The organism is Lentzea miocenica, assembly GCF_033949945.1.
Taxonomy (GTDB): Bacteria; Actinomycetota; Actinomycetes; order Mycobacteriales; family Pseudonocardiaceae; genus Lentzea; species Lentzea miocenica.
On record NZ_JAXAVW010000001.1, the window covers coordinates 204,209 to 222,877 of the forward strand.

Genomic DNA, 18,669 nt, shown 5'->3' on the forward strand with positions numbered 1-18,669 from the left:
TTCGGGAAGGTCTCGGAACGGTCTCGTGCGCAACCCCGCGCAGTCCGATGCATCGTCTGATCTGACGCGGTCCGTCACGGTGATCGGCAGGCTCTCCTCGACGTGATCGTTCGCGGGGGTCGTCACGCCGGCGGAACCCGTGGGGCGGACTGTCCACACCGGACAGATCGGCGGCCGGCCGCGCGGGACGAGCGGTCGCAGTTCGGGCCCGGTCGGGGTTGGCGAACGCCGTTTGGGGGTACCCCGCGCGGTCACGGGTGCGCGAACCACGTCCTTCTCGGGTCGTGGACGCCGTGACGCAGGCGGCCGTTCACGACCGAACGCTCGCGGAACTCGTCACTCTGCGTGTCCTGGAAGACCGGAATCTCATCCGGGCGCGCGGCCGGCCGCCGAACTCGACGCCCTCGCTGGTCAGCACGGCCCTGAGATGCGGGTACTCCAGAACTGGACCACGACTCCACCCCGCGAGGAGACCGTGGCGCCCGGCATTGTGACGCACCACCCAAGGCGGTTTCCACCTCCTTGACGGGCGTCCTGCGAAAAATTGTCGGTCCGTGCGGATACCCTGCTGGCAGTCCGCACACAACCTGGGAGAAATACCCGTGACCGCAGAGACCCTGTACGGGGCCGACGACCTTACGCATCTAGAAGGTCTGGAGGCCGTCCGCAAGCGGCCCGGCATGTACATCGGGTCCACCGACAGCCGGGGCATCAACCACCTCTTCAGCGAGATCGTCGACAACTCGACCGACGAGGGCGTTGCGGGCTACGCAACGAAGATCGTCGTCACGCTGCACGCCGACGGCAGCGTCCAGGTCGACGACAACGGCCGCGGCATCCCGACCGACGTGCACGCGAAGTCCGGTCTGTCCGGTGTGGAACTGGTGCTCACGAAGCTGCACGCCGGCGGCAAGTTCGGCGGCTCCGGCTACAAGACCTCCGGCGGCCTGCACGGCGTCGGCGCCTCGGCCGTCAACGCCCTCTCCCACCGCTTCGACGTCACCGTGCGACTCGGCGGCAAGGTGCACGAGATGTCGTTCGCGCACGGCGTCCCCGGCGTCTTCGACGGCCCCGGCCCCAAGGCGAAGTTCACCCGCCAGTCCGGTCTCCAGGTCACCGGCAAGATGAAGCGCGGCGAGTCGACCGGCACCTCGATCCGCTACTGGTACGACGCCCGCTACTTCGAGAACAACGCCGCGCTGGACGTCGAAGCCGTCCGCACGAAGATGCGCAACACCGCGTTCCTCGTCCCCGGCGTCACCTACGTCCTGAAGACGGCACTGGAAGACTCGATCTCCGAAGAGGTCTTCCACTACCCCAACGGCCTCACCGACATGGTCGACTTCCTGGCCCCGTCCGGCGACCGCGCCGTCTCCGGCACCCTGGTGATCACCGGCTCCGGCACCTACTTCGAGAACGCCGCCGACCAGAACGGCGTGATGCGGTCCAAAGTGGAGCGTCAAGCCGAGGTCGAGGTCGCGCTGCGCTGGGGCACCGGCTACGAACGCACCGTCGAATGCTTCACCAACACCATCCGCAACATGCACGGCGGCACCCACCGCCGCGGCTTCGACCGCGCGGTGCTGAAGTCCGTCCAGGACGCCATCTCCAAGACCCGCGGCCTCCTCAAGCCCAAGGAGGACATGCCGACCCTGGACGACGTGCTGGAGGGCATGACCGCCGTCATCCACGTCCGCATCCCCGAACCGCAGTTCACCTCGCAGACCAAGGACGAGCTGTCCACCGCCGGCATCACCAAGGTGCTGCAGGGCATCGTCGACCGGCAGGTCCGCGCGTGGACCGAGGACCGCAAGACCAAGGTCGAGGCCAAGACCGTGCTGCAGAAGGTCGTCGACGCCTCGCGCGTCCGGCTGACCCAGAAGCAGCAGAAGGACGCCGCGCGCCGCAAGACGGCGCTCGAGGGCGCGGCGATGCCGGCCAAGCTCGTCGACTGCCGCACGACCGGGGTGTCCCGCTCCGAGCTGTTCCTCGTCGAGGGCGACAGCGCCCTCGGTTGCTTCACCGCAGAGACGCAGGTCGCGCTGGCCTCGGGCAGGTCGATGTCGTTCCTGGACCTTGTCGAGGACTGGCAGCGAGGCGTGACGCACTTCGGCTATGCGACGAACAAGGCTGGCCGCGTCGTCGTCGTTCCGCTGGTCGAGCCGCGAGTGACGAAGAATGACGCGCCGCTGGTTCGCGTGACGCTGGACAACGGTGAGTCGGTGAGGTGCACGCCGGACCACCTGTTCCGGCTGCGTGACGGCTCGTACCGCCGCGCGGACGCCCTGCAGCCCGGAGACTCGCTGATGCCGCTGTACCGGTCGGTGTCCTCGAAGGCGGAAGGTCACAACCTCGACGGCTACGAGCGGATCTGGATGAACGACCGGCAGGAGTGGGTCTACACCCACTACCTGGCTGATGCGTACAACCTGCGCCACGGCTTCGACAGTGCTGAGGACGGCAACGTCCGCCACCACGTCGACGTGAACAAGCGGAACAACGACCCGCGCAACCTCAAGCGGATGACGTGGGAAGACCACGCCGCACTGCACGCCGCGATGATGGGCGAGCACGTGCACGCCGGCTATCGCGCATGGCTGGCTGCCGGTGGCAACGAGTTCAAGTCCGCGATGCTGTCAGAGCAGTGGAAGAACCCGGAGTTCCGGGCTTCCTGCCTGGCCAGGCTCGCGGAGCGCAACCAGGATCCGGAATTCCGCGCTCGTATCGAGCAGGGCTTCCTGGACTGGTACTCGTCACTCAGCGACGACGAGAAGGCCGCGTACGCCGAGCGCATGCGTTCGTTGCAGGCCGAGTACTGGGCGAAGCCCGAGCACCGTGCCGCAGCTGCGGCACGGGTCCGTGCGTTCTTCGATCAGCCTGGCAAGCGTGAAGAGTGGCGCGAGCGTTCGCTGGCTCAGTGGCAGGACGAAGAGCTGCGCGCGTGGCGTTCCCGCACGACGGTCGAACAGTTCTCGGATCCGGCGGAGCGCGAGCGCCAGCGTGACGCGGTCATCGCGTGGCATGAGAACAATCCGGAGTTCGGCCGCGAGCACTCGGCGCGGATGAAGCAGCGGATGGCAGACACTTCCACCGGCCACCTGGAGAAAGTCCAGGAGGGCCGTCGCCGGTACGTCGAGTCGACGCCGCGCGCTGAGCGGGTCGCCAAGCAGGTTGAAGGCCGTCGAATCGCCGCGCTCAAGCGGATGGTGCCGATGCTGGACACGCCGTCGAACTTCGAGCTCGCGTTGTCCTACGAGCTCGACCGCAGGGTGAACGCGAAGACCGGCCTGAGGTTCCTGAAGGTGCTGGCCGACTACGACGACGACTTCGCCAGGTTGCGCGAGGCGGCGTCGATGGTGAACCACTCGGTCGCCTCCGTGGAGGCGTTGCCGGAGCGCGAAGACGTCTACGACCTGACCGTGGACGGCTATCACAACTTCGCTCTCGAAGCCGGTGTGTTCGTCCACAACAGTGCTCGCATGGCCCGCGTCTCCGAGTACCAGGCGCTGCTTCCGTTGCGCGGCAAGATTCTCAACGTCCAGAAGGCCTCATTGGCCGACACGCTGCGCAACGCCGAGATCGCGTCCATCGTCCAGGTGCTCGGTGCCGGCACAGGTCGTACGTTCGACCTCACGCAGATGCGGTACGGCCGGGTGATCCTGATGGCCGACGCAGATGTCGACGGAAGCCACATCCGAACGCTGCTGATCACGTTGTTCGCCAAGTACATGCGCCCTGTGATCGAGGACGGCCGCCTCTACGCCGCGATGCCTCCGCTGCACAAGGTCATGACCCGGGGTCGCAACGCCGAAACGCACTTCACCTTCACCCAGCGTCAGATGGAGCAGACCGTCGCGAAGCTGGAAAAGGCCGGCAAGACGGTGGTCACACCGGTGCCCCGGTTCAAGGGCCTGGGCGAGATGGACGCGGACGAGTTGTGGGAGACCACGATGAACCCCACCACCCGCTCCGTCCGGCGCATCACGATGGACGATGTCGAAGCCGCTGAGGGAGCACTCGAACTGCTGATGGGCGAGAAGGTCGAGCCGCGCCGCAACTGGCTCGTCGAGTCCGCCGCACGGGTCGACCAGTCGGCCATCGACCTCTAAGCCTTCCAGAGACAGACGGAGTTACGAAGTCATGGCACGCCGCAAGGGACCCACGACCAAGGTCGACCCCGCCGCGTTCGACCGGGCCGGCGCCCAGGTGCTCGACAACCCGCTGAAGACGGAGATCGAGGACTCGTACCTGGAGTACGCGTACTCGGTCATCCACTCGCGGGCCCTGCCGGACGCGCGGGACGGCCTCAAGCCGGTGCACCGCCGCATCCTGTTCTCGATGCACGAGCAGGGTTACCGGCCCAACCACGCCTACGTGAAGTCGGCCCGCGTGACGGGTGACTGCTTCGTGAAGGGTGCGCTCGTATCCACACCGGAGGGGCTGCGGCCGATCGAGGAGATCGAGATCGGCGATCTCGTGCTCGACGGGCACGGCACGCCGGTGCCGGTGAGCGAGGTGTACGAGAATCCGGTCTCCGACCTCGTGCGGGTCACCTGGTCGAACGGGCGCACGATGCTCGTCACGCCGGGGCAGCGGTTCCGGACCGTCGAGTCCGACCTGTCGATCGGGTGGACCGCGGCGAAGGACCTGGCCGGGCGGCAGACGATCGCCTTCGGTGCGGACCGGCAGGGCCTCGTGTCGGACGGCGGTGACGTCGGCGCGTACGTGCAGGGCCTCATCGTCGCCGAGGGGTTCGCCGTCGACCGCAACCGTGCCACTGACGGCCGCGTGCGCATCCACATGTGTGACGTCGAACCGCTCGACGTGGCGCACGGGTGGGCGATCCTCAACGGTGTCAACGTCTCGCGCGGGAAGCGCGTCGCGAAGAACCCGAAGCACAAGGACCAGCACATCCTCACGTTCGCGCGTCACGACGCGTTGCTGGAGACCGCGACGCCGCGCAGTGCCGAGAAGGCCGTGCCGCCGAGCGTGCTGGCCGACCGGTCGGCGTGGGCGCCGTTCATCGCCGGGTTCTTCGACGGCGACGGGTACGTGCGCAAGCAGAACCGCGAGATCGTGCTGGTCAGCACGAGCCGTCGGCTGATAGACCAGTTGCACGGCATGCTCGCCGACGCCGGCATCCACGGGCACCACTGGTCACGCGTCAGCACGCGCGGGCACAAGACCCTGCTCGGTCTGTCCATCTCGGGCCGCGACGCCGCCACCCTCGCACTCGCGCTGCTGCCCTGGACGAAGATCGGCTACAAGCAGGACGGCCTGCGCGAGGTGCTGTCCATCGGCTACCGCTACGGCGGCAAGCAGGGCAACGACCGGCTGCCGTGCGCGCCGGTGATGGCCGAGTTCTCCGCCGCTCACCAGGGCGGCGGCTGGTTCCGCGACACCGGTGGTGTGGCGTTCCGCGCATCGCTCGGCGCCGAGGTTCGGTACGGCAAGAACCGGCTCGGCAAGGCGCTCGCAGATCGCTCCTTCCCGTTGTGGCGGGCGCACGAGCAGGGCTGGATCGAGAAGCTGCGCCGGATCGGTTCGCCGCTGGCCGCGCGACTGGAAGCCTTGTCCGGCTTCGGCTTCCTCGAGGTGGTGTCGGTCGAGCAGGCTGCCCCGGACACGACCTACGACATCCAGGTCGCCACCGAGGAACACGCGTTCGTCGTTGACGGCCAGGTCGTGCACAACTGCATGGGCAAGTATCACCCGCACGGCGACACGGCGATCTACGACGCGTTGGTCCGCCTGGCACAGGACTTCAGCCTCAACGAGCCGCTGATCGACGGCCACGGCAACTTTGGTAGCCCAGACGACGGACCGGCCGCGGCGCGGTACACGGAGTGCCGCATGTCCCCGGTCGCGATGCAGCTCGTCGGTGAGCTCAACGAGGACACGGTCGACTTCCGGCCGAACTACGACGGTTCGCTGGAAGAGCCGAGCGTGCTCCCGGCGGCGTTCCCGAACCTGCTGGTCAACGGCACGTCCGGGATCGCGGTCGGCATGGCCACGAACATGATCCCGCACAACCTCCGCGAGGTGATCGGGGCGGCGCGGTGGCTGATCTCGCACCCGGACGCGAGCCTCGACAAGCTCATGGAGTTCGTGCCGGGTCCCGACCTGCCGACCGGCGGCATCCTGCTGGGCCTCGACGAGGTCAGGAAGGCCTACGAGACCGGCCGTGGTGTGGTCCGGATGCGGGCGAAGGTCGAGATCGGCCTGCTCGAGGGCAGCAGGGGCCGGCAGGCGATCACCGTCACGCAGCTGCCGTACGGCGTGGGCTCCGAGCGGATCGTCGAGAAGATCACCGACGAGGTGAACAAGTCCAAGCGCCTCACCGGCATCGCGGACGTCAAGGACCTCACCGACCGCGAGAACGGCATCCGGCTCGTCATCGAGTGCAAGGTCGGCGTGAACCCGCAGGCGCTGCTCGCGGACCTCTACCGGCTGACGCCGATGGAGCAATCGTTCGGCATCAACAACCTGGTGCTGGTCGACGGGCAGCCGCAGACGCTCGGCCTCAAGGAGTTGCTGGAGGTCTTCCTCAAGCACCGCTACGAGGTCGTCACGCGCCGCACGAAGTTCCGCCGCCGCAAGCGCGAGGAACGACTGCACCTGGTCGACGGCCTGTTGCTGGCGCTGATCGACATCGACAAGGTCATCAGGCTGATCCGGGGCAGCGAGAACGCGGCTGCCGCCAAGGACGGCCTGATGAAGCAGTTCAAGCTGTCGGAGATCCAGGCCTCCTACATCCTCGACACGCCGCTGCGCCGCCTCACCAAGTACGACAAGCTCGAGCTCGAGAACGAGCAGGAGAAGCTCCGGCAGGAGATCGCGGAGCTGACCGCGATCCTCGAGGACGAGGGCGTGCTGAGGAAGCTCGTCTCGACCGAGCTGGCCGCGGTGGCGAAGGAGCTCGGCGGCGATCGTCGCACCAGCCTCATCGACGGTGACCTCAAGGAGGTGCTGGCGGCGTCCAAGCCCGCCGGCCCGCTGGAGGTCGCGGACGACCCGTGCCAGGTCATCCTGAGCGCCACCGGCCTCGTCGCGCGCACCGCCGCGGAGTCCGAGGAGGCGTCGGAGGGCAAACGCCGGGCGGGCCGGGTGAAACACGACGCCGTCGCGGCGACCGTGCACTCGACCGCACGCGGTCAGGTCGTGCTGATCACGAACCTGGGCCGCGCGTTCAAGACCGACGTGCTGCCGTTGCCGGTGCTGCCCGAGCAGAGCGGCACGGTGTCGTTGCGTGGCGGTATGGCGGCAAGTGAGCTGGTGCCGCTGGAGAAGGGTGAGAAGGTCGTCGGCATCGCGCCGCTCGACCCGAAGGACTCTCCCGGCCTCGCGCTGGGCACCAAGCTCGGCACCGTGAAGGTGTGCGTGCCGGAATGGCCTGTGCGCTCGGACGAGTTCGAGGTCATCACGCTCAAGGACGGCGACGAGGTCATCGGCGCCACCTGGCTCACCGACGGCAGCGAGACCCTCGCGTTCGTCAGCTCGGACTCGTCGCTGCTGCGCTACGACGCGAAGCTCGTGCGGCCGCAGGGCCTCAAGGGCGGCGGCATGGCCGGCATCAACCTGTCCGGTGACGCGTACGCGGTGTTCTTCGGTGCGATCCGCACGGACGACAGCGAGCACGGCGAGCCGATGGTCGTCACGTCGTCCGGCCAGAGCGTGAAGGTCACGCCGTTCAGCGAGTACCCGGCCAAGGGGCGCGCCACGGGCGGTGTGCGGTCGCAGCGGTTCCTCAAGGGCGAGACGCATCTGGTGCTGGCCTGGATCGGCACGCGGCCGGCTGGGGCGGACGACAAGGGCACTCCGGTGGAGCTGCCCGCCATCGACCCGCGGCGCGACGGCTCCGGCCACGCGCATCCCGGCCCGGACGTGATCGGGCACCTGGTGGAGCGGGACTAGAGGCCGTTCAGGGGTGAGCTTCGAGCAGGTCGGCGAACGTGCGGGCGAACAGGTAGGCGTCGCCCGGCCAACGCGCTGAGACGTAGTTCCCGTCGCGGACGACGAACGCGGGTGTGTCGTCGGTCGCCGTGCCGCGGCGGGACAGTTCGAAGGGGCCGCGTTCGAACCTCGCGCCGGCGGCGATGACCTCGTCCTGCACGTAGGCGGGGTAGGTGCGGTAGTAGCGGCCGCGTCGCCAGGCGGTGGCGAGGTAGGCGGTTCGTTCCATGTACTTGGGCAGGCAGGTCGTGCGCCTGCCGGTGAGCACGCCGGCTCGGGCCGGCACGAGAACGCCGTGGCAGATGGCGCCGACCGGGCGGTCGAGTGACCAGAACTCGGCGACCTTGTCCTGCAACGCGGAGGAGCCGAGGTACTGGCGCATGCCGGGCGCGTGTCCGCCGGGCAGGACGAGGCCGTCGTACGCGGCGGGCTCGATCTCGGACCAGGCGATCGGCGTGCGGTACTCGGGCGCCGCGGTCAGTTCTTCGTAGAACCGCTTGGGCTCGGGCTCGGCGCCGAGCTGTCCGAGGAGAACTCCGGTGAGCAGCAGGGGGTCCGCCTGGGGTGGCTGCCCGCCGTGCTCGGTCGCGAAGACCACGTCGTGGCCGCGGTCGGTCAGCAGCCGCCAGGGGACGGCGACCTCCGTGACGTCGAAGTCGTGGTCGGGGAGGGGCAGCAGGATCCGCACGGCGGAATTGTGCCAGCCGGGCTGGGGCGCTTCGGGTGTCCCAGCCCGGCCTTGCGTGCCGCTAGTCCATTCGCAGGCTGTCCACCTTCGCCTCGGCGATGATGCGTTCTGCCTCGTCCCGGGCCACGTTGCGCAGTTCCGCCAAAGCGCGCATGGCTTCCGCGCGGCGCGCCGACATCGCGAGCCGGAAGTCCTCGCGGATTTCTTCGCGCTTGTCCGCGGCCTCCTCGTCGAGCAGCCTGGCGCGTTGTTCGGCCTCTCCGACGATCATCAACGCCTTGAGCTGGGCGTCCCGGATGACGTCTCGGCGTTCTTCCTCGGCCAGGGCGACCATCCGGGCCAGCCGTTCTGGCAGGCCTTTCGGGTCGATCGGGGTCAGGCAGATGCGGTGCAGGCCGTCCTGCAGTGCCGCGTTCTCCTCCTGGACCGTCATCAACCTGCTGGCCAGGGCGTCGGCTCTGGCTTCTGACGCGTCCCGGTCGGCGGTCACCAGACGCAGCTCGGCTTCCAGTTCGGCGACGTAGTCGTCCACCTCGTCGCGGTCGTAACCGCGCCAACGCAGTCCGAACCACGTGCGCAGCGGTACGAGCTCTGTCCTGCTCTCGACACTCACTTGCCGTCTCCTCTGCCTCCCGCGAGTCAGTCTTGACAAGGGGTACGTACGAGGTGCGGCATCGGTTCTAACGGGTTCACCAGGCACAATGTCGGCGTGAACAACAAACTGTGCCCCTGCGGTACCGGCCAGTCCTATGTGGACTGTTGTGGTGCGCTGCACTCGGGAGCCCGTACCGCGGGCACCGCCGAGCAGCTGATGCGTTCGCGTTACAGCGCTTTCGCGGTGTCCGATGAGGACTACCTGCTGCGCACGTGGGCCTCGAAGCACCGCCCGGCGAGCGCGGGAATCGACTCGGCGGACCGCTGGTTGAAGCTCGAAATACTGGCCACGGAAAACGGCGGACTTTTTCAGAACGAGGGTGTCGTCGAGTTCCGGGCGCACTACGTCGGGGGCGTTGTGCACGAGCGGAGCAGGTTCGTCAGGGAGAACGGTCAGTGGGTTTACGCCGAGGCGGAGACGGAGTGATGGACGCCGTGGTGAAGGTTCTGAACCGGTTCAACGGGCCGCCCGGAATGGGCAACGGCGGTTATTCGGCCGGCCTGCTCGCGGCGCACGTCGATTCCTCGGCTGTGAGTGTCCGTTTGCGCAAGCCCGTGCCGCTGGACCGCGAGATGGAGGTGCGCGACGGGCAGCTGCTCGACGGTGAGACCGTGATCGCGTCCGCCGAGCCCACCACGCTGGAGCTCGACGTTCCCGCCGCTCCGACGCTGGAGGAGGCGCGGAAGGCCGCCGCGAAGATGCCGTGGCGCGACAAGCACCCGTTCCCGACGTGTTTCGGGTGCGGTCCCGGCAGGGAGGACGGCATCGCGGCGCTGCTCGGTCCGTTGGACGGGCGCAGCGAGTGGGCCGGTGTCTGGCGGCCGACGGACGTGCTGCCCAACGACGGCGTGAACGTGCTGCCGGAGATCGTCTGGGCGGCGCTCGACTGCCCGTCGGCGCAGCCGGTGGCCCCGGACGGCGGTCCCGCGTTCGTGCTCGGCACCTTCGTCGCGCAGCTGGAGCAGCCGGTCGAACTGGGCGTGGACCACGTGCTCATCGCGTGGGAACTTGGGCGCGATGGTCGCAAGGCCTACTCCGCGTCGGCCATCATCGGCCCTCACGGTGTGTGTGGACGAGCGCGGGCCGTGTGGGTATCGATTGGATGAGGCCAAATAACCCGACTGGGTGACAAGAGTGCTCCGCGTCTTGATAGCGTGCACCCCCGTTGCCCGGTTAAGCCGAAAGGGCGAGTGAACGGGATGGCACGGAGGTGATCAGGCGCTTGATGGGCCGACGTGCCGCCGCCCATGGCGACCAGCAAACACAGACCCAGAGTGCAGGGCAGAGTTTCGGGGTTCAGGCCACGAACACTGACCACGACATGGATCTGTACCCCGTCGAGCAGCCCCCGGCAGCGGTGACGCCGCCGGAACCGGTACCCCAGCGATCGCCGTTCGCGGCGAGCTTCGTCGGGGCGACGCTCGTTGTTTCCGCACCCGAGGGCCCGAGTCAGGGCGCGTCGGGTCTCGCGCGCACGCTGCCGGTCGACCACGGCCGCACCGTGGTCGTGGTCGACTTCCCGAGCGGCGACCAGAGCACTTTCTGGCCGCACGTCGTGGCGGCTTTGAGCGGTCGCGGGCCGATCCGGCTCGCGGTGTCGCACGCCGGCACGATGCGCCCGACCGCGCCCGCGCAGTGGCTCGCCGAGCAGCTGCAGGCCGAGGTCGTGGCCCCGGACGGCGTGCTGACCACCGTGCCCGGCGCCGCGTTCGTCGTGGGCACCCAGGGTTACGGCAGCTGGCTGAAGTTCCAGCCGAACGCCTCGCCGATGCCGTTCGGGCGCCGTTTCCCGGTGCCGCAGTGGGAGGCGATGGACCCGAACTCGCCGTGGCCGACGGGCGAGATCGGCATCTCCGAACCCATTCCGTCCGGACTGTGGCTGCGCGCGCAGCAGCCGCCGTTCGACCCGTCCGCCCAGGACTCGCGGCCGATCGTGGCGCTGCCGTGCCGCGACAACGTGCTGACCGTCGTCGTCGGTGGCCCCGGCCAGTCGGCGATCCCGACCGAAGAGGTCGTCCGCCTGCTGACCGCGCTGCCCCAGGCGGCCCGGTCACGCGTGCGGCTCGTCCCGTACGGCATCGACACCGCTCTCGGGCAGCTGGTCGCGGACCAGGTCGGCGAGCCGATCGCGATGTTCACCGGTCTGCCGGTCGGCAACCTGCGCACCGGCGGGCCCGCGGTGATCGCGGTCGATCCGCGCGGGCAGCAGACGTGGCGGCCGTTCGTGACCGAGGTGATGTGCACGCCGAACGAGAGCGTTCCGGCGGTCTCCGGCTATCGCACGCCGGTGCAGGGCCTCTCCGAGGTCGCGCCCGGCGTGTTCTCGCTCGGCGACGGCGTTGTGCTCGAGGTCGTGCCGTCCGGTTTGTGGGTGCGTGAGCAGGAAGAGCCGTACAACGCGGCTGAGGTGCGTTCTCAGCCCGTTGACCCGGAGTGGGCGCGTCTGACCGTGGGCACGCCTGGGCGCACCACGCCTGGTGCGGTGGCGGTGCACGGCGCTGCTCTCGTGGAACGTCTTGAGCCCGAGGTGCGCAAGCTGCTGCGTCTCGTGTTCTGCGACTCCAAGGTGATGGCACCTCCGCCGCCTCCGCCACCCCCGGCGCCCGCGGCTCCGGCGAACAGTTCGCTCACCGGAACTCCCGCGCAGATCGCGTCGGCGCTGGGTGCGGCCGCGCACGCGTTGTCGACGAGGGACACGGCGGACAACGGCACCGGCTTCTTCACCGCCGTCACGCCGGCCGAGCCCGAACCCGCCTACGCCACCATGGACCCCGGTCCGGCGATGGCGGCCGTGACGTCGCACGCGCTGGACGACCCGGACGAGGCCGCGTTCCCGTCGGACGACCCGGACTCCGCCCCGGTGCGGTTCCGCGTGGACGGCCCGCTGCCTCTCCAGCCGCTGGCCTCCTGGGAGGCCCCGCCCGAGAACAACGGCGAGCGCGAGACGGTGCCGCCCGATCACAGCAGCTCGGACGTGGAACGCGACACGGTCCGCAGGGCTCTGGGCGAGCGCTACGGCGCGCACGCGGCGACGGTCGTCCGCCTGCTCTCCCAGCGCCCGGACGCCGAGGAGGACCCGACCGCGTTCGAGGCCATGGTCACCGACCTGACGGCGCTGCTCGCGTGTGTGTCGCAGGACGAGGAAATGGTCGTCGACACGCTGCGCATGGGCCGCCTCGGCCGCTTGCGCCCGTACGTCGCGTGCATCGTTTCCGGCCTGAACCGCCTGCCCGTGCACTACGGCGTGGCAACGGTGTGGGGCGTCAGCGGACCGACCGGCCCGCGCCGCTTCCGCAGCGGTGACGTGCTGGTCGAGCACGGCCTGCTGGACGCCATCGCGAACCCGGCCACGCGCATCGAGGGCGCGACCGAGTTCCTGCTGTGGTCGGTCACCGGCCGCAGGGTCGAGGTGGCCGATCGCGTCGCCGTGGCCACCGAGGAACGCGTGGTCTTCCCGCCCGGCACACCGTTCCGGGTGCTGGCGGTGGCCGAGGCCGAGGGCGATCACCCGCAGCAGGTGTTGCTGCAGGAGATCGCCGGGGCGGCCGCGGACCAGGAGATCGCGGGGATGCGGCCGAGCGTGCTCTCGCAGCTGGAGCGGGCGGCGGCGAACCTGCGGGTGCTGCCGGTGTCGCACCGGGTGACGGTGGAAGCCTGACGCGGGGGAGTCGCCATGGCTGACGCGTGGGCGTTGGCAGGCCTGATGCGCGGGTGTGTCGGCAGGCCTGACGCGCGGGAGTCGCCAGACTTGACGCGCAGGAATTGTCAGACCTGCCTGAGACGATAGGAGTGGGGACTCGACGCCCCCTGGAGGGGGTCGAGTCGGGATCGATTCCGAAGAGGGGCGGACGGTGAGCGCGCACTTGGGCATCCGGTACGCGGAACCACCGTCCGGCTCGCTTCGCCTTCAACCGCCGGTGGACTGCGACGGCGAGCCGACCGGCGAGTTCGGCGACGCGCACACGCTCAACGTCTGGTCCGCAGTGGACAGAGCGGCGGACGGTCCGGCGCCGGTGATCTTGTGGATCCACGGCGGTGCGAACACCGTTGGCTCGTCAGCACAACCGGAGTACGCCGGCGACGCGCTGGCCAGCCTCGGTGTGGTGTTCGTGAGCTGCAACTACCGGCTCGCGGTCGACGGATACGGTGCCCTGGAAGGCTTCCCGCACAACCGCGGCCTGCGAGACGTCGTCTCCGCGCTCAGGTGGATCCAGCGCAACATCGCGCGCTACGGCGGAGATCCGGGCAACGTCACGGTCGCCGGGCAGTCGTCCGGTGCGCAGACCGTCGCGAGCCTGATGGTGATGCCCGAGGCGAAAGGCCTGTTCCACCGGGCGATCGCGCACAGCCTGGCCGGGCGGTTCTTCACACCTGACGAAGCCGTCGACGTGCAGCGGAAAGCAGAACCGGACGTCGTGCTGTACCAGCCGATCGTGGACGGCGACACGTTGCCGCGCACGCCGCTGGAAGGACCGTACGACGTGGATCTGCTGGTGTGCCACACGACGGACGAAGATCCCGAGCTGTTCCAGAAGCCGACCATGCGACTGGCGGACGAGCACGGCAGGGCGTTCCGGTCGATCTACGCCAAAGAACCGGCCCACCACGGCGCGGACGTCCCGGACATGTTCCGCGGCGACATCGCGCGGGCGTGGGCGAGGTTCGCCCGCGACGGTGATCCGGGGTGGCCGCGGCACGAGCTGAAGCGCTGGGTCAGCTCTCCGTCGTGAGGCCGAGCGTGCCGTCGAGTCGTGGCACGCACGCGCCGTCGCGTTTGTCGGCGGCCAGGAACTCGGTCAGGCAGCGGGCGATCTGCTCGTGGCCGCGGGCGTTGGGGTGGAAGGACTCCTGCAGCGCGTGTGAGGAACGTTTGTCGTTCTTCAGGCCGTCCCAGTCGACGGTCAGCCTGGTGAACCACTCCTCGTCCTGATGGTCCGAACCGCCCCGGCACGCTTCGTGGCCGTCGCCGGCGCGGGCCAGGTCGAGGAAGCGGGCGTTGACCTTGTCCGCGGCGGTGCGCAGGCCGTTCGAGAGTTCCGGCACGGCCTCCTCGACGACCCATTCGAGGTCGGAGGTGCGCAGCGGGCAGCCGGAGAGGTTCTGCAGCGAGCGCGGCATCTTGGGGGAGACCGGCGCCGCGTACGACTGGACGATCAGCTGGTACGAGGAGTCGAGGTAGCCGGAGTCGCGCATGGTCTGGCGGACGGCGCGCAGCGTGTTCTCCACCTTGGGGACCATCCGCCGCACCCGCTTGGACCACTCCGAGGCCACCGACGACGTGCAGTCGCTGCGCTTGCCCCACGCCTCGAAGCACTTGTTGAGGACCTCGGCGAAGCGCGGGTCGTCGTTCGCGCCGATGGCCACGACGATCGCGACGACCTTGTTGGCGCCGGCGATCTCGCGCAGCTTGGGCAGCTGCTCGTTGCGGAGCTTCTCGGAGTTCGCGCCGGAGCAGGCCAGGTTGATCTTCTGGTCGGCCTCGATCACGGTCTTCATGATCGACGCCTCGCGTGAGCGATGGCACCAGTTGCCGCCGTCCTCGCCGTTCGTGCCCGGCTCGTAGTCGCCGGCGCCCTCACCGGACATCGTGCTGTCGCCGAGTGCCACGACGGCGGTCCTGGTCTCGCGGTCCGGTTCGGAGGGCGGTGGGAACGGGTGGTCGCTCACGATCAGCAGGATCGCGAGCAGGCCGATCGTCACGAGGGCTGGGACTTTCCGCATCGCGCGTCAGTTTACCGATCAACTTCCCGCGGTGTCCGGATCCGAGGGAGTTATGGCGTTGCCGCCACGCCCCGTCATGAGGAAGGTGGAGGTGTGGGGAAACTGAGGGAAATAGTGGTTGTTGGTTATGACCGCACTGCGTTGCTGGACCTGGCGGGACCGGTCGAGGTGTTCCAAGCAGCGAACCACGTGGAGCAGAGGTACCACGTCACGATCGCCACGCTGGGGGGCGAACCGTTCACCGCGACCGCAGGCGTGCGGATCGAGGCCGGCGAGGACCTCTGCACGCTGGACCGCCCGATCGACACGTTGCTGGTCGTCGGTGGCTGGGGCTACGACGCGGCCGCGGCCGATCCGATGCTCACGACCAACCTGCGGCGGCTCGCGTTGAAGTCGCGCCGGATCGCCGGTGTGTGCACCGGGGCGGTGGTGCTGGCCGGGGCGGGGTTGCTGAAGGGCAAGAAGGCGACCACGCACTGGGCGTTCACCAGCGAGCTGGCCAACCGCGGCGTCGAGGTGGAACCGGACGCGATCTTCGTGTGCGACGGGCAGGTGTCGACGTCAGCAGGGGTGACGGCAGGCATCGACCTCGCGCTGGCGATGGTCGAGCAGGACCACGGACCCGCGCTGGCCCGCCGGATCGCGCAGTACCTGGTCGTGTTCCTGCAGCGGTCGGGCGGGCAGTCGCAGTTCAGCGTGCACACCCGCACGCGGCCGGTGTCGGACGGCTCGCTGCGCGCGTTGCTCGACGACATCCACGCGGACCCGACCCGTGAGTGGACGGTGCCGGTCATGGCGCGCAAGGCGATGATGAGCGTGCGGCACTTCGCCCGCGTCTTCTCTCGCAGCGTGGGCATCTCGCCCGCGCAATATGTCGAACGAGCCCGCGTCGAGGCCGCCGCCGACCGGCTGGCGAGCACCGGCGACTCGTTGGACCTCGTCGCCCGCGAATCGGGGTTCGGCTCAGCCGAGACCCTGCGCCGGGCCTTCCTGCGCGTGCTCGGCGTGTCGCCGGGCAGCTACCGCGCCCGTTTCCGGACAACTGGGGTTGCCTGATGGATGCCACTTTCGTGCTCTACCCGAACATGACGGCGCTCGACTTCGTCGGCCCGTTCGAGGTGCTCGCCAGCGTGCCGGTGATCTCCGCGCGGTTCGTCGCCGCGACGCTGGACCCGGTGAAGTCCGACAACGGGCTCGTCGTGACGCCGACCGACACGTTCGCCTCGCTGAAGTCGACCGACATCGTCGTGGTGCCGGGTTCCGGGCACTGGCGCGAGCTGCTGAAGGACTCCGGCGGCGTCGTCGAGTGGTTGCAGGAGGTTCACCCGACGACGAAGTGGACGACGTCGGTGTGCACGGGGTCGACGCTGCTCGCGGAGGCCGGGCTGGTGTCGAAGGCGACGACGCACTGGGCGGCGCGCGAGGACCTGGAGGTGCGCGGCGTCGAGGTCAGCACGGATCGGGTGGTGTTCGACGGCAAGGTCGTGAGCGGCGCGGGCGTGTCGGCGGGCATCGACATGGCGTTGCGGCTGGTCGAGGCCGAGTTCGGGGAGATGGTGGCCCAGGCGGTGCAGGTCGGCATCGAGTACGACCCGCAGCCGCCGAGGTCCTACGACTCGATCCCGCCGGAGATCGCGACCGGCCTCAAGGCCGCGTTCGACTCACGCCAGGGCTGACCGCGTCTCGATGACCTCGGCCTTCTCGCGTTCGCGGGTGGCCCAGAACATCGTCTCGTGGAAGTGGCCGCGGTCGATCTCGGCGACCCTGGCGTAGACGGCGGCGCTGCGGCGGTGGTACTCCGCCCAGGTCCGCGTGCTTGCGCTCGGACGTGGCATCAGGCGGCTCAGCGCCTCGTGTGCCTGCATGAGGGTCTGAGCCTCGTTGGCCGTCTTCCAGTCCATGGAGTGTTTGTACGAGGACCGGCTGGTGTGAGGCCAGCCGGTTTCTCGCAATTTCTCGTGGACTACCCGGTCGGAGGATCTTCGTCGACTTCCGGGGAAAGGTCGTCGATGACCCGCATGATGATCTGGCGGGCGGCGCGGCCGTAGCTGGCGATGCCGGCGAGGGACTCGAAGATCTTGCCGTAGAGCTCGATCTCCTGGGGCTGGGCGAGGTTCAGGCCAGCTGAGTATGTCTCGACCTCGACCATGTGGTCATCGAGCAGCCAGAAGCCGTTGCAGGGCATGATCTCGTAGAGAGTGTCGAAGCTGATGATGCCAAGTTTCAAGTTGGGCAGTGCAGACAACGAGACCAAGCGGTCAAGCTGTCCGAGCATGGCTTCGGTTTCGCAGTAGCGATATCGCAACGCGGCCTCAGTCACCACGAAGTGGAACCGCTTGTCCGGCTGGTACAGGATCTCCTGTCGTCGCATCCGAACGCGGACTGCTTCGTCAACGTCGTCGGGCACCCCGTTGACGCGGACACCTTGGCTGAGGCAAACCTTGGCGTACTCCGGCACCTGAAGTAGCCCTGGAACGACGTCCTGTTCGAACACTCGGAAGAAGCGAACGTCGGACTCCATCTCGACACGTTTGACCTGCTGGTGGCTCATGCCGGTTCTCAGCACACGTCGCCACTCGGCATGTCGCTCTTCAAGAGTGTGGAGGGTGGCGAGCAGTGCTTCGGTCTCATCCTGGCCACCCGTTGATCTGGCCCAATCACGGATGTCGTCCTCGGTAGGTGTCTGACGGCCGTTCTCCAGCTTGGAGATCTTCGACGGCGGCCATGCCAACGACTCCGCCAGTTGCTTGCCGCTCATTCCTGACCGGTGGCGCAACTCGCGGAGTCGTTTTCCCAGCGCGGTACGTGCCTCGTGGACGTTAGACGCCCCGGATGTCGTGTTCCGCGGCAAAGTCCTCCCGTCGCACTGCGTGATGCCAGGCTGCATCACGCCAGTAGTTGTGCTGGACAATCTGGGCGTGGTCGTCGTCGATGACCTCGACGCTGATCAGGCGATCATTGGTGTCATCAAAGTGCATCCGCACCAGCTTGCGCGAGTCGAACAACCAGTAGTCGTGGTTGGGAAGACCCACTTCGTCAGCCTTGTTGCGAACGAGATACCGGATGTCCTCGCCCGCGCCCACGGTCTGTCGTGAGCTCCAGAGGCTGTACCTGGTGTAGTCGCTGGGAGGGATGTTCACGACCCGCACCCGTTCGAACCGGCGGCCTTCCGCAGTCGCTTTCCGGACGTTTGGCAGCCACCAGCCCTCCCATTCATCCTCCACCAGATCCCCGGCGAGGAAGCGTGCAAGCTCGTCTTGTTCGTCCGGTGCGTTGTATCGCTCCCGAACCTCAAGTCGGAACGCCGTGTGCTCGAAGCTCCTGAAGAGCTCGTCGAACTCAACGCTGGGATACGGGAACATGTTCAGCGGTCCGCCTTCTGTGCCTCTTCGAGGTAGAAGCGGAGCACCTCTTCGGGCACTTCGACCACAGCTTCTCCCTCGGGGATCGGTCCGATGTCCGCGAGGGCTTGTTGATCGGTCACCACCCAGCCCTGGGCGAAGTAGGTCTTGCGATCGGTGCGATCGGATACGAAGAGGGTCGGCGAGCCGTTGATCTTCGACTGCGGGTCCTTGCCCAGGAAGGTAGCGCGCATCGTGGCCTCCATTTCTAGAACTTGCTAGAAACGGTGGCAGGTTTGACCTCGAACGGT

At 68.3% G+C, this 18,669-nt stretch carries 15 protein-coding genes; 8 read left to right on the forward strand and 7 right to left on the reverse strand.

The genetic code is table 11. The annotated features are described in order from the left end of the window. Window positions 1-602 precede the first annotated feature (602 nt). On the forward strand, window positions 603-4,109 hold the full coding sequence (locus tag SK803_RS00985) for an ATP-binding protein (protein WP_319963763.1): 3,507 nt from the start codon (window positions 603-605) through the stop codon (window positions 4,107-4,109). A gap of 31 nt (window positions 4,110-4,140) precedes the next feature. After that, window positions 4,141-7,914: a DNA topoisomerase (ATP-hydrolyzing) gene (locus SK803_RS00990; protein WP_319963764.1), complete on the forward strand. Its 3,774-nt coding sequence runs from the start codon at window positions 4,141-4,143 to the stop codon at window positions 7,912-7,914. Window positions 7,915-7,921: 7 nt separating this feature from the next. On the opposite strand, the gene SK803_RS00995 is transcribed toward SK803_RS00990, so the two are convergent. Both SK803_RS00995 and SK803_RS01000 read right to left on the reverse strand, forming a co-directional pair. Continuing rightward, entirely contained in the window at window positions 7,922-8,641 is a 720-nt protein-coding gene (locus SK803_RS00995) for a type 1 glutamine amidotransferase domain-containing protein (protein WP_319963765.1), read from the reverse strand. Window positions 8,642-8,702: 61 nt separating this feature from the next. Next, window positions 8,703-9,254: a DivIVA domain-containing protein gene (locus SK803_RS01000; RefSeq protein ID WP_319963766.1), complete on the reverse strand. Its 552-nt coding sequence runs from the start codon at window positions 9,252-9,254 to the stop codon at window positions 8,703-8,705. Between the two features lie 96 nt (window positions 9,255-9,350). Here SK803_RS01000 and SK803_RS01005 point away from each other — a divergent pair, with 96 nt between their 5' ends. From SK803_RS01005 to SK803_RS01020, 4 genes are all read left to right on the forward strand, one after another. Then, window positions 9,351-9,722 carry a YchJ family protein gene (locus tag SK803_RS01005; RefSeq protein WP_319963767.1) on the forward strand — a complete coding sequence of 124 codons (372 nt, stop codon included), beginning with the start codon at window positions 9,351-9,353 and terminating at the stop codon, window positions 9,720-9,722. Further along, window positions 9,722-10,402: a hypothetical protein gene (locus tag SK803_RS01010; RefSeq protein ID WP_319963768.1), complete on the forward strand. Its 681-nt coding sequence runs from the start codon at window positions 9,722-9,724 to the stop codon at window positions 10,400-10,402. Before SK803_RS01005 ends, SK803_RS01010 begins: the two co-directional genes overlap by 1 nt. A 215-nt stretch (window positions 10,403-10,617) precedes the next feature. Beyond that, on the forward strand, window positions 10,618-12,954 hold the full coding sequence (locus SK803_RS01015; protein ID WP_319963769.1) for a hypothetical protein: 2,337 nt from the start codon (window positions 10,618-10,620) through the stop codon (window positions 12,952-12,954). 193 nt (window positions 12,955-13,147) lie between these two features. Then, a complete protein-coding gene (locus tag SK803_RS01020) occupies window positions 13,148-14,026 on the forward strand; it encodes a carboxylesterase family protein (RefSeq protein ID WP_319963770.1) in 879 nt (292 codons plus the stop codon). On the opposite strand, the gene SK803_RS01025 is transcribed toward SK803_RS01020, so the two are convergent. After that, entirely contained in the window at window positions 14,010-15,017 is a 1,008-nt protein-coding gene (locus SK803_RS01025) for a GDSL-type esterase/lipase family protein (protein WP_319963771.1), read from the reverse strand. The genes SK803_RS01020 and SK803_RS01025 overlap by 17 nt on opposite strands. A gap of 93 nt (window positions 15,018-15,110) precedes the next feature. Here SK803_RS01025 and SK803_RS01030 point away from each other — a divergent pair, with 93 nt between their 5' ends. Continuing rightward, window positions 15,111-16,073, forward strand: coding sequence for a GlxA family transcriptional regulator (locus SK803_RS01030; protein WP_319963772.1), 963 nt, complete (start codon window positions 15,111-15,113; stop codon window positions 16,071-16,073). Then, on the forward strand, window positions 16,073-16,693 hold the full coding sequence (locus tag SK803_RS01035) for a DJ-1/PfpI family protein (RefSeq protein WP_319963773.1): 621 nt from the start codon (window positions 16,073-16,075) through the stop codon (window positions 16,691-16,693). Before SK803_RS01030 ends, SK803_RS01035 begins: the two co-directional genes overlap by 1 nt. Here the strand turns inward: SK803_RS01035 and SK803_RS01040 are convergent. From SK803_RS01040 to SK803_RS01055, 4 genes are all read right to left on the reverse strand, one after another. Further along, window positions 16,679-16,918 (reverse strand): AMED_5909 family protein, encoded by a 240-nt coding sequence (locus SK803_RS01040; RefSeq protein ID WP_319963774.1) that lies wholly within the window; start codon window positions 16,916-16,918, stop codon window positions 16,679-16,681. The genes SK803_RS01035 and SK803_RS01040 overlap by 15 nt on opposite strands. Window positions 16,919-16,980: 62 nt before the next feature. Next, window positions 16,981-17,904, reverse strand: a complete 924-nt coding sequence (locus SK803_RS01045; protein ID WP_319964044.1) for a helix-turn-helix domain-containing protein — start codon at window positions 17,902-17,904, stop codon at window positions 16,981-16,983. Next, window positions 17,837-18,379, reverse strand: coding sequence for a DUF6879 family protein (locus SK803_RS01050; RefSeq protein WP_319963775.1), 543 nt, complete (start codon window positions 18,377-18,379; stop codon window positions 17,837-17,839). Before SK803_RS01050 ends, SK803_RS01045 begins: the two co-directional genes overlap by 68 nt. A gap of 2 nt (window positions 18,380-18,381) precedes the next feature. Continuing rightward, window positions 18,382-18,612 carry a hypothetical protein gene (locus tag SK803_RS01055; protein ID WP_319963776.1) on the reverse strand — a complete coding sequence of 77 codons (231 nt, stop codon included), beginning with the start codon at window positions 18,610-18,612 and terminating at the stop codon, window positions 18,382-18,384. Window positions 18,613-18,669: the final 57 nt, after the last annotated feature.